The following is an 11,526-nucleotide window of genomic DNA, read 5'->3' on the forward strand; positions in this document are numbered from 1 at the left end:
GAGGGACGCTACCCCGCTTTGGCGCCGCCATCAACCCCAGGAAAGCCGCGCCGCGTGCGGCGGGCCGGGGGGAACGGGCTATTGGTTGCCGCCGAGATCGTGGCGGCCGTCGGTGAGGTGAAGATCGCGCTCGGTCACCGGGCAGGCGGCGACGCCGGTGCCGTGCCCGCCCAGCGGCTGGACCACCGCCTCGACCATGCAGCTCTGGGCGCAGACCTCGCCGCAGATCTCGGCCTGATTGTCCCAGGCCTCGGTGGCGGCCAGTTCGACATAGCCGTGCATCGCCTTGATCTCGGCCTCGGAATAGCGCCCGGCCATCGCCTTGGGATATTCGGCCAGCATCCGGTCCGAGGAAATGTCGGAACAGCCGCAGCGGGCGATCAGACCGGCGAAGCGGCCCATCCGCCCTTCCCAGGCCGGCTGGTCGGGGGCGGGCAGGCAGCCGGCCAGCAGCGGCAGCACCGTCAGGGTCAGGGGCGCCAGTCTCATGATCCCTCCCGTTCGACGTGGTCGGCGAGGCGCCCGAGCGCGGCCGACAGCAGGCGGTGGTCGTTGGCGTCGATCACCGCGGCCAGCACCGCCGCGGCCTCGGCGCCGATCAGGTCGAGGGCGATCAGGGCCGGCAGCACCCCCTCCTCGGCCAGCAGGTCGATCGCCTCCTTGAACAGGCGATGGCGGCCGCCGCGCGATTCCTCGCCCAGCAGCTCGTCGAGTGCCTGCGGACAGGGTTGCTTGCGATGAATCTTGAAGGCCAGTCCGCGCAGCAGACGCGCTTTTTCCTCGCGCGCGAGGGACTCGTTGCGAGCCATGATCGGTGCTCCCCGCCGGGGAGCCCGGCTGGCGTCACCTTACGCTTTCCGGCCCGGGGCGCGTCAACCCTCTTGGCGGGCAGGGGAGAGGCCCCGCCTTGACCGCACGCCGCGCCTCCCCGCTATAATAACGCGGGAGGATTCATGCCCGGCCGCGACCTGTCACGACTGACCCCGTTCCTGCTGCTGTTGGCCGTGCTGACGGCGCCCCCGGTCCAGGCCGCTCCGGCCGAGGGCAGCGGCCTGCCATTGCCGCGCTTCGTCTCGCTGCGCGCCGACGAGGTCAACCTGCGCACCGGCCCCGGCACCCGCTATCCGATCGAATGGATCTATTCGCGCAAGGATCTGCCGGTCGAGGTGGTGGCCGAGTTCGAGACCTGGCGCAAGATCCGCGACTGGCAGGGCAGCGAGGGCTGGGTGCTCCAGACCATGCTGTCGAGCCGGCGGATGATGGTGGTGATCGGCGGGCCGCATCCGCTGCGCGCCTCGGATTCGGACTCGGCCGAGACGGTGGCGATGGTCGAGGCCGGCGTGCTTGGCCGTCTGCTGCAATGTCCGCGCAACCGCGATTACTGCCGGGCCGAGTTCGGCCGCACCCAGGGCTGGCTGCGCCGCGACGAGATCTGGGGCGTCTACAAGGGCGAATGGATCGAATAGCCGCCCCGCCTACAGCAGGCTGATCAGCGAGCGGATCTGACGTTCGCGGATGTCGTCGGCGATTTCCTGCTGGCTGACCATCCGGCCCCCGCCGTAATTGGCGATGGTGACGCGGTGGACCTGGGCGAACGAGCCGGCGCCGCCCTCGTCCCAATCGTCGAGGCGCGGGCTGCCGTCGAAGGTGACGACCCGGCGGGGGCGGCTGGCGTTGCGGCGGACGGCGAAGGTCGCCTCGGTCACCACCACATAGATGTTGTCGGCGACGAACTGGCCGGCGATCGCTCCCAGCGTCGCCCCGGCGGCCAGCCCCATCGCCGCGCCGCCGGCCGCGCCACCCGGGCCGCCCTGGGTGGCGTTGATCCCGGCCCCGGCCCCGGCGCCGCCGACCGCGCCGAACAGGGCGAACTGGGTCATCATGTCGCGGTCGAACTGCTGGCTGCGCACCACGTTGAGATCGACCTTGAGGCCGAAATCGATCCCGTCCGAGCGTTGGTAGCCCTTGGCGAGATAGCCCTGGAGGATGCGCTCGCGCACCGCGTCGAGGTCCCAGGCGGAATCGCCCGACAGGTTGCGCACCGACAGCTTGAGCCGGCGGTTGGGGTAGAGGGCGGCGTCGGTGAACACCGAGCCGTCGGCCCGCATCCCGTACATCCGCTCGCCCTTGGCATCGACCACCATGTCGCCGACATTGCCGCGCCGGCAGGCGCCGAGCAGCCCGGCCAGCCCCAGGGTGACGAAAGCGCGTCGGCCCAGTCCCATCCTCATTCTCCCCGCAGCGCCTGATCGAGAAAGCGTTTCGCCTCGGCGTAATGGACCGCGAAATTGAGCCCCGGCATCGGCACCGCGACCTTGTCGCCGTCGGGGCCGCCCGCCTTCATCATCGCGCCGAAGGTGGCGATGCCGACCACCCTGTCGCCGGCGAACAGCGGCCCGCCGGAATTGCCGGGATTGATCGCGGCGTCGGTCTGGACATAGAGGATTTCCGCCCCGCCGCCCTGGTCGGCCTTGGGCTTCAGCCGGCGCACCGCGCTGACCACCCCCCGGCTGATCGAGAACAGGTGCTTTTGCGGATGGCCGATCACGTCGATCCGCTCGCCCGGAGCCAGGCTGGCGCCGGCATAAAAGCCGACCGGCCGGCCCCGGTCCTGCACCTTGACCAGGGCGAGGTCGAGCCGGGGATCCTTGGCGATCACCTGACCGAAGGTCTCGCGGCGGTCGTAGGTGCGCAGATCGACGATCGCGCTGTTCCTGACCACATGCCAGTTGGTCATCACGATTTCCGGGCGGACATAGAAGCCGCTGCCCATCCCCTCGGGGGTGTAGATCGCCACCACGCTGTCGAAGCGGGGATCGTCGAGCGGGCGGGCATCGTATTTTTCGGCGGCGGCGCGGGCCAGCGCCGCGCTGCGCTCGCGGGCGATGCCGTCGAGCAGGGCGGCGGTCGAGCCGATCGGCCGGGTCGGCCCGCCGGCGGCCAGCGCCCGGTCGAGCAACTGCGACAGCGGCACCACCACCGGCGCCCGTTCCCAATCGACCACCCGCCGCTCGGTCAGGAAGCTGTCGGCCAGACTGGCCTGGGCCGGGTCGGACGGATCGACGTCATAGGCGACCGAGAAACTGTCGCGTTCGACCACATCGACGGTCGAGGTCAGCTGGGTGCCGGCGAGGCGGTCGATCAGGGTGTAATGCAGGGTCAGGGTCTTGGTGGCGTCGATCTCGGCGACGCGGAAGCTGTAGGCGCCATAGACCGGCTGTTCGAGGAAGTGGGGGGTGGTCAGCGCCTTGCGCTGGGCCTCCTCGTAACGCATCAGCAGGGTCTGGTCGCCCGGGCGGCGCTCGACCCGGATCGAGGCGACGTCGAGCGCCTTGACCGCGCGCAGATAGGCCGGGTTGTCGATCCGGTTGACCGACACCACCTTGCGCGATCCCTGCTCCCGCAGGTTGCGGACCCGCCGGCTGGCCTTGGCCAGGGCGACGTCGAACAGGATCACGAACCGGCCGGTTTCCGTCACCGGCCCGGTCAGCGTCGCGTTGAGATCGCGCGGAGCGGCGTCGATCGGCAGGTCGATTCCGACCGAGAAGGGGAAATCGAGTTCGCCATCGTCGCGCCGCTGCCGCTGCGACGGCAGTTCGGCCAGGGCCATCCGGGCGATGTCGGGCGAGTCCGCCCCGGCGGCGCGGGCCGCCTCGACCAGCCCGCGCAGGTCGGGTTCTTCCGCCGCCAGGGCCGTGCCGGCCAGCATCAGGCCGGCCACCACCAGTCCGGCCCGGCCAAGCCGCGCGAGTAACGGGAGGGAAAGGGGAGTTGGGCGGTGCCAGACTTGCATCTCGCCCTTATCCTAAATAACCAAGGGCTTTCTTGCCAAGAGCGGGACAACCGAAAGCGGGCTGCCGCCCGCGCGCTCCGCGCGCGATAGCAACGATTCAGGCGGGCTGCCGCCCGCCGGCCCGCTCGGGGAGCGGGGCTCCCCGAACCCCTCCCTTTTTTTATCAATGAAAACAAAGGGGGTCCGGGGCATCGCCCCGGCGGGTCGCGGGCAGAGCCCGCGTAAACGTCATGGTGTGCGCGCGAAGCGCGCGGGCAGAGCCCGCGTAACGGATCGGTGGCTACGCCTCGGCCGGGAAATCGTCGCGGCGGGGGCGGAAGGCGACGAAGGTCATGTCGTCGCGGCGGGGCTGGTCGCCGCGCCACTGGTCGAGGGTGGCGAGCAATTCGTCCTTCTGGCGTTCCAGCGGCAGGGTGGCGCAGCGGGCCAGCGCCTGTTGCAGGCGGTGGCGGCCGAACAGCAGGCGGTGGGGGCCGCCGATCTGGTCGGTGACGCCGTCGGTGTAGAGGTAGAACACCGAATCCGGCTGGAGGTCGATCTCGTGGGTGGTGAAGGAGGGCAGCGGGCGGGATTCGCGGTAGCCCAGGCTGCGGCGGTCGCCGCGCACCGAGCGGATCTCGCCGTTCTCCCACAGGGTCAGCGGCAGGTTGGCCCCGGCGAAGGACAGGCGGCGGCGGTCGGGATCGAGCACGCAGATCGCGGCGTCGAGGCCGTCGTCGGCCGGGCCGTCGCCGCGATCCTGGCGCAGCGCGGTGCGCACCAGCACGTCGAGCAGGCCGAGGATGGTGGCGGGATCGTCGTGGCCGTGATGGTGCAGGATGCGGGCGAGGATCGACGAGACCACCGCCGTCATGAACGCGCCGGGGACGCCGTGGCCGGTGCAGTCCATCACCGCGATCACCGCCTTGTCGCCGAAACGGCCGATCCAGTAATAATCGCCGCCGACGATGTCGAACGGGCGCCAGCCGATCACGATCTCCTCGACCAGTCCCTCCAGCGCGGCCGAATCCGGCAACAGCGCGGTCTGGATCCGGCTGGCATAGCGGATGCCGTCGGAAATGAAGCGGTTGGCCTTCTCAAGCTGGGTGTTGGCCAGCTCGACCCCCTGCTTTTCCCGCTCCAGTTCGGCGGTGCGCTCGGCCACCCGCCGTTCGAGATCGCGGGCCAGCGCCGCCAGTTCGGCCTCGGCGGCGTCGCGGCCGTCGAGGTCGCGCTGCGAGGCGGCCAGCAGGTCGTTGGCGGTGGTCACCAGCCGGCCCAGTTCGTCGTCGCGGTGGCGCGGCGGCAGCGGGATCGGCGTGGCCCCCGGCCGGGCCGGATCGACCCGCGACAGCGCGGCGATGATCCGCAGCAGCGGCTTGGTGATCAGGATGTAGAACACCGTCACCACCAGCAGGCACAGCACCACCGTGTTGGCGATGCCGGCAACGGTGTTGGCGACGACATGGTCGAGATAGCGGTTGAACAGCCGGCCGGGATCGAGCCGCAGGTCGAGCCGGCCGACCTCGGCCCCGGCGGGGCCGGCGGCGTGCAGCCCGAGCGGGGCGGGCGACAGGTCGCCGAACAGCCGGTTGGCCAGCTCGGGCAGCGCCGCCTTGTCGGCCGGGCGGGTGACCTCGGCCAGCACGCCGCCGAAATTGTCGGTCAGGCGGATCTCGGCGGCGAGCGGGTCGTGGGCCAGCCCGGCCACCACCTCGCGGGCGAGGTCGGCGTTGAGCAGATAGGCCGCCTCGGCCGCCAGTCCGCGCACCAGGGCGAGGTTGGCGGCGGTGCCGTCGGCCACCTCGGCCCGCAGCCGGTGGTAATCCGACACCAGATCCCACGCCCCGCCGATCGCGCCCAGCCCCAGCGCGATCACCAGGGTGGCGACCGCCTGCTTGAACGACAGGCCGCGCCAGGGGGCGACCGGACCACGGGAGGGAAGGGGCGGGAACGGATCGGTGGTCACCGGGGCAGCCTCGTCAGCCAGGGGAAGGCGGTCGCGCCGGACGGGCGCCGCGTCGGACGATGATAAGCCTGTCGGCGTCCGGTGCCCATCCCTAAGCCATATCCCTGGTTGGGTCGTCGGCGGGATCGGCTTCGGTGGTCTCGGCGTCGATCACCGCGCGGGCGATCTCGCCGGGAAAGCCGGCCCGGGCCAGGGCGGCGAGGTCGCGGTCGCGGTGGGCCGCCCGCGCCGCCGGGGGACGGAACGGGCCGAGCCGCCGCCGCCGCGCCAGCGCCCAGGCGGCGGCGCGCTCGGCCTCGGGGTCGAATTCCTCCAGCGCCGCCCGCACCGTCTCGGCCGCCACCCCCTTGGCCGCCAGCTTGGCCTGGATCGCCCGGCGCGAGCCGCCCCGGCGGATCAGGCTGGCGGTCTTCATCTCGGCATAGGCGGCGTCGTCGAGATAGCCGAGTCCGGCGAGGCGGGCGATCACCGCCTCGATCAGCGCCTCGGCCTCCTCGCGCTCGCCGCCGTGATGGGCCAGTGACCGCCGGGCCTTGGTCAGCAGCACCCGGCGCAGGTTGGCCCTGGACGAGGCGAAGCGTTCGAGATAATGCAACGCCGCGGCTTCGAGGTAGGCTGTGGTGAGAAGGGGCGGCGCGGCCCTGCCGGTCATGGAGGCGATCCTGCGATGAAAGACGATCCCAACCCGTCCTGTCTGGCCCCCAGCCCCCGTCGCTACGGCGCGGTCAACTGGCTGGGCACCTGGACCCTGTTCATGAAGGAGGTCCGGCGTTTCCTCAAGGTCCATTTCCAGACCATCCTGGCCCCGGTGGTGACCACCCTGCTGTTCCTCGCCGTGTTCGCGCTGGCGCTGGGGCCGGTGGCGACCCGGGTCGCCGGGGTGCCGTTCCTCGAATTCCTCGCCCCCGGGCTGGTGATGATGGCGATGGTCCAGAACGCCTTCTCCAACACCTCCTCGTCGCTGATCATCGCCAAGGTCCAGGGCAACATCGTCGACATGCTGATGCCGCCGCTGTCGGCCGGCGAGATGACCGCCGCGATCGCCGCCGGCGGGGTGGCGCGCGGGCTGGCGGTCGGGGTGGCGGTGACGGCGACGATGGCGCTGTTCGTGCCGCTGTCCTTTCCCCATCCCGGGCTGATCCTGTTCCACGCCGTGGCCGGGTCGCTGATGCTGTCGCTGCTCGGGATGATCGCCGGGCTGTGGGCCGACAAGTTCGATCACATGGCGGCGGTGACCAACTTCCTGGTCACCCCGCTGTCGTTCCTGTCCGGCACCTTCTATTCGATCGACCGGCTGCCGCCCGACCTGCACGCGGTGGCGCTGGCCAATCCGTTCTTCTACATGATCGACGGCTTCCGCTACGGCTTCATCGACCATGCCGACGGGCCGGTCATGGCCGGGGTCGCGGTGATGGTCGGGGCCAACCTGCTGCTGCTCGGGCTGACCTACCGGATGCTGGCGACCGGCTACAAGTTGAAGGCTTAGGCGGCGGCAGGGGGGTCGAGAGGCGCTGCCTCTCGACGCTCTCCGCGCAGGGCCACGGGCCCTTCGAACCCGCTTTAGGGCTGGGCCAGGGCGCGGGCCAGCGCTTCGCCGGCAAGGCGGTGGGCCAGCGGCGACCAATGGCCGTCATGGGGGAAATGGACCTCGGCGATTCCCTCGGGGGCGAGGGAGTCGAACGGATCGACCACGGCGATGCCCCGGGCGGTCAGGCGTTCGGCGATGCCCTGGCGCTGGCGGCGGGCCTGCGGGTCGCCGTCGCGCAGCTCGGCCCGGGCGGGGATCAGCAGCACCGTCAGCGGCACCTCCGGTCCCAGTTGGGCGCGCAGGCGGGCGACCTCGTCGGCGCTCGAATCGAGCACGGCGGCGAGTTGGCCGTCGGCGATCGCCGGCGGGGCCTGGTTGGCCGGCTCGACCAGCCGCAGATCGGTCAGCAGCCGGTTGAGCCGGTCCATCCGCTTCAGGCTGTGGACGATCAGGTTGTAGAAGGCCGACCGCTCGATCAGGACGTGCTTGGCCCGCAGCCAGCCGCCATGCAGCGACGGCCGGGTCGCGTCGGAGCCGGTGGGATAGAGGCGCAGATCGTCCTCGACCGACAGGCCCAGCACCACCGCGCGGGGGCGGGCGGTCGCCGGGATCCGGCGCAGCAGGGCGCGGTCGTCCTCGAGGTCGGCGATCGGGCTGGCGATGTCGTACCAGTCCCAGCCCAGCTTGGCGGCGGCGATGGCGGCGAAGGTCTCGTCGCGCGGCACGCCCCAGCCGAAGGTGAAGGCATCGCCCACCGCCCACAGCCGGCCGTCGGCGGCCTCGACCGGGTCATCGTTGCGCAGGCCGGCGGCGTTGAGCCGGATCGGGACGCGGAATTCGCCGTTGTTCTGGGCGAACCAGCCGTCGAAGCCGGGCTTGCCGACGGTCAGCCGCCGTCCCTCGATCGAGGCGTGGTCCTGGAAGCGGCGATCGTTGAATTCGGTCCAGCGCGGATAGGCGATCCGGGCGGCCGCTTCGGCCAGCAGCACGGCCAGGACCAGCCCCACCGCGATGGCGGTGGCGGATCCGGAACGGCGGCCGCGTCCGGTGCGGCGACGTCTGTTTCTCATCTGGCGGCCCGTCCGTTGTCGTGACGCGAGGGAAACATGGGACCGCCCCGTCCGGCGCGCGGCCGGGCGGGGCGGGGCGGGAAGCGGGCGGTCAGCCCCGCGCCATCTTGGCCAGACGCATCCGCAGGGCGTTCAGCTTGATGAAGCCCTGGGCGTCGCGCTGGTCGTAGACGCTGTCCTCCTCGAAGGTGACATAGTCCATGCGGTAGAGCGACTTCGGCGACTTGCGGCCGACCACGCTGGCGACGCCCTTGAACAGCTTGAGCCGCACGGTGCCGCAGACATTCTCCGACACCTTGTCGATCATGGTCTGGATGGCGATGCGCTCGGGGGCGAACCAGAAGCCGTTGTAGATCAGCTCGGCATAGCGCGGCATCAGGTCGTCCTTGAGGTGCGCCTCGCCACGGTCGAGGGTCAGGCTCTCGATCGCGCGGTGGGCGACGATCAGGATGCTGCCGCCGGGGGTTTCATAGACGCCGCGCGACTTCATGCCGACGAAGCGGTTCTCGACCAGATCGAGCCGGCCGATGCCGTTGGCCCCGCCCAGCTGGTTGAGCCGGGTCAGCAGCGCGGCCGGGCTGAGGCGCTCGCCGTCGATCGCCACCGCGTCACCGTTCTCGAACTCGATCTCGATGTAGGTGGGGGTGTCGGGGGCCTTTTCCGGGCTGACCGAGCGGGTGAACATCTCCTCGTCGGGCTGGACCCACGGATCTTCCAGCGCCTTGCCCTCGTAGGAGATGTGCAGCAGGTTGGCGTCGGTCGAATAGGGCGCCTCGCCGCGCTTGTCCTTGGCGATCGGAATCTGGTGCTTTTCGGCGAACTCGATCAGCTTGGTGCGGCTGGTCAGGTCCCACAGCCGCCACGGCGCGATCACCTTGATGTCGGGCTTCAGCGCGTAATAGCCGATCTCGAACCGGACCTGATCGTTGCCCTTGCCGGTGGCGCCATGGGCGACGGCGTCGGCGCCGACCTGCTTGGCGATCTCGATCTGGCGCTTGGCGATCAGCGGCCGGGCGATCGAGGTGCCGAGCAGATAGACCCCTTCATAGAGGGCATTGGCGCGGAACATCGGGAAGACGAAGTCGCGGACGAATTCCTCGCGCAGATCGTCGATGAAGATGTTCTCTTCCTTGATGCCCATCAGGCGGGCCTTGGCGCGGGCCGGCTCCAGCTCCTCGCCCTGGCCGAGATCGGCGGTGAAGGTCACCACCTCGCAGCCATACTGCTCCTGCAACCAGCGCAGGATGACCGAGGTGTCGAGGCCGCCGGAATAGGCCAGCACCACCTTGTTGACTTCGCCCTTCATGGCAACGCCTCTCCGTGATGGGGGGATGTGAATTCGGAGGCGCAGTATAGAGCGATTTTCGCCGCTGTCACGCCACGGCGCGCGGGACGGGAGGACTCGTTTATGGATGAAAGCCGATTAAGATCGCTTGCAGACTTGAGATGGCCTCATTCCAGCCTATGAGGACGACGCTGAGAGCGGCGAGGGTTGTCGTTGAGGATATTGTAAAAAGTAACAATAGGAATATTACAGCCGCTTTCTTTGGTAGTGATTGAAGTATTCTTAATAAGAGGACGTCAGCCTTTGACTCGTACACCTGATTGGTTTTGTTAATGGCCTTGGCTATCGCCAGCGCAGACGATACAGTAATGATCATCGATATCGTTGGTTCTTTTATCCAGTAATTGGCAATAGCCATGACATATTCCGGAAGGGCTTGGTCAGATAACCATTTTGAATTTCGTAAAGTGCTAAGCCATGAAAGAATTAATGCCGAAATTGCGATTGTTAATGCGGCTGCATTGGTCTTCGCGTCTTTGTTGCAGCTGAATATGCCTTTCTTTCTTTCGGCCGATGCTGCTAGGCTTTGGCAAAGCTCCTTCTCATTGTATTCTGGTATACACTTCATATCTGCCGGCGTGAGCTCCCTCTGGCAAATAATTCTAAATGTTTTCGCGTAAGAAATAATGCCAATACAGTCATAATAATTTATGAATTCTCCACCGCGCTTTGATTCTATTACTGCTCTGTACATGTTGTATAGAACGCTTTGCCTCCATCCAATTTCGGATTGTTCGTCGTTCTCCACGGGATAAATATCTGACATGGTGTCAGTCCCATGGTGATGGTGCTGGTGATTGTGTGATACATCTTTTATAAAGAAGAAAATCTGCGCGGAGATTATTCTTATATATTTTCCTTTCAGGTCTTCGCTCTCGAATTTTGGAACGTTTTCTCTTTCAGAAAGCGAGATGTTAAAATTTATGTCCGTTGTTCCAGATCTTGAAATCGTAATGTCAGCCACAGCGACGGGAAGACACCCGCTTGACTCGTTGCCGGCAAGTTTTTGTATTGTTTCGTTGTAATTTACATCAAATGGGCAATGGCACCCGCGAGGTGGGATGCTTTTTTTAAGACAGTTCTCGGTTATTTCATTAATTTTAACGGCATTTTTATTCCATACGTCCTGGACATAAGGAAAGCTTTTTATTTTTTCTTTAATAAGTGGGATTTTTATTTCTCGGCCAAGTACCCTAAAGACGCGAGGCTTGTTGGTGGTGATCGAGCGCTGGTAGACAAAAACTTTTCCGCAGAGGAATTCAGCCTCTCCGTCTTCCCGAGGAGCTTTGCCTTTGGCTCCTCCTTTTGTTGATGCTATCAGCAAAAACAAAAGGCTTCCGTCGTTCTGAAAGAAAGGTATGGCATTATCCGCCGTTTTTCTTCTTTGCCGGACTAGAACGTAATGCTCGCCTTGGCAATCAATACTGATTCTCTCTGCCCTTGGTGTACTCCGACTCGCGCCGAGAACGCTAAACGACAAGCGCCCAGACACCGTGGGGACCCAGCCCCTGAAAGCAGAAAAAATTTTTGGAGGACATGTCGACAAGAATAGACCCCATCATCGCCGCTGATCGTTTGATCGGCGGACGCGAATGTCGTTAATAAAAAACTTAGGACTTCTTTAGAATCGCCGAGATGGCTTCGGACGACAGGCGCCCCTGTTCAACCCACACATTCCGTGTGCGATCAATGGCAATGCCCGCCGCCACTCGGAAGTCACGGCATCCATCAGGCCGAGAGGGGATGGCCCCTTTTATCGCTTGCCACCAAGAGCCGGATCGTTGCCGATTGCGTTCATATTCCCCGTCGTCTCCCCGAATCAGCATGACCGCAAGCGCGAAC

Annotated in this window: 11 protein-coding genes; 2 read left to right on the plus strand and 9 right to left on the minus strand. The window is 66.7% G+C overall.

The genetic code is table 11. The annotated features are described in order from the left end of the window. Positions 1-78: 78 nt before the first annotated feature. Together ACFSNB_RS07730 and ACFSNB_RS07735 are read right to left on the minus strand one after the other, a co-directional pair. Positions 79-489, minus strand: coding sequence for a hypothetical protein (locus ACFSNB_RS07730; RefSeq protein ID WP_377315545.1), 411 nt, complete (start codon positions 487-489; stop codon positions 79-81). Continuing rightward, on the minus strand, positions 486-809 hold the full coding sequence (locus ACFSNB_RS07735; protein WP_377315547.1) for a hypothetical protein: 324 nt from the start codon (positions 807-809) through the stop codon (positions 486-488). Before ACFSNB_RS07735 ends, ACFSNB_RS07730 begins: the two co-directional genes overlap by 4 nt. Positions 810-953: 144 nt before the next feature. On the opposite strand from ACFSNB_RS07735, the gene ACFSNB_RS07740 reads away from it, so the two are divergent. Next, complete coding sequence (locus ACFSNB_RS07740) at positions 954-1,466, plus strand: SH3 domain-containing protein (RefSeq protein ID WP_377315549.1); 513 nt, start codon at positions 954-956, stop codon at positions 1,464-1,466. A 9-nt stretch (positions 1,467-1,475) separates the two neighbouring features. On the opposite strand, the gene traT is transcribed toward ACFSNB_RS07740, so the two are convergent. The 4 genes from traT to ACFSNB_RS07760 all read right to left on the minus strand — a co-directional run bounded on the left by traT (position 1,476) and on the right by ACFSNB_RS07760 (position 6,393). Beyond that, entirely contained in the window at positions 1,476-2,225 is a 750-nt protein-coding gene (gene traT, locus ACFSNB_RS07745; RefSeq protein WP_377315551.1) for a complement resistance protein TraT, read from the minus strand. Between the two features lie 2 nt (positions 2,226-2,227). Next, complete coding sequence (locus tag ACFSNB_RS07750; protein ID WP_377315552.1) at positions 2,228-3,709, minus strand: S1C family serine protease; 1,482 nt, start codon at positions 3,707-3,709, stop codon at positions 2,228-2,230. Positions 3,710-4,073: 364 nt separating this feature from the next. Further along, a complete protein-coding gene (locus ACFSNB_RS07755) occupies positions 4,074-5,741 on the minus strand; it encodes a SpoIIE family protein phosphatase (protein ID WP_377315554.1) in 1,668 nt (555 codons plus the stop codon). Between the two features lie 91 nt (positions 5,742-5,832). Next, entirely contained in the window at positions 5,833-6,393 is a 561-nt protein-coding gene (locus ACFSNB_RS07760) for a regulatory protein RecX (protein WP_377315555.1), read from the minus strand. Between the two features lie 15 nt (positions 6,394-6,408). Between ACFSNB_RS07760 and ACFSNB_RS07765 the strand changes: the two genes are divergently transcribed. Beyond that, positions 6,409-7,227 carry an ABC transporter permease gene (locus tag ACFSNB_RS07765; protein WP_377315556.1) on the plus strand — a complete coding sequence of 273 codons (819 nt, stop codon included), beginning with the start codon at positions 6,409-6,411 and terminating at the stop codon, positions 7,225-7,227. A 74-nt stretch (positions 7,228-7,301) separates the two neighbouring features. Here ACFSNB_RS07765 and ACFSNB_RS07770 read toward each other — a convergent pair whose 3' ends face one another. From ACFSNB_RS07770 to ACFSNB_RS07780, 3 genes are all read right to left on the minus strand, one after another. After that, positions 7,302-8,339: a hypothetical protein gene (locus ACFSNB_RS07770; RefSeq protein ID WP_377315558.1), complete on the minus strand. Its 1,038-nt coding sequence runs from the start codon at positions 8,337-8,339 to the stop codon at positions 7,302-7,304. A 91-nt stretch (positions 8,340-8,430) separates the two neighbouring features. Continuing rightward, the gene (locus ACFSNB_RS07775) at positions 8,431-9,645 is read right to left on the minus strand and encodes an argininosuccinate synthase (protein ID WP_377315559.1); all 1,215 of its coding nucleotides are present in this window, start codon (positions 9,643-9,645) and stop codon (positions 8,431-8,433) included. Positions 9,646-9,745: 100 nt separating this feature from the next. After that, complete coding sequence (locus ACFSNB_RS07780; RefSeq protein ID WP_377315560.1) at positions 9,746-11,164, minus strand: hypothetical protein; 1,419 nt, start codon at positions 11,162-11,164, stop codon at positions 9,746-9,748. Positions 11,165-11,526: the final 362 nt, after the last annotated feature.

Origin of the sequence: Phaeospirillum tilakii (genome assembly GCF_042683125.1) — a bacterium.
GTDB lineage: Bacteria > Pseudomonadota > Alphaproteobacteria > Rhodospirillales > Magnetospirillaceae > Phaeospirillum > Phaeospirillum tilakii.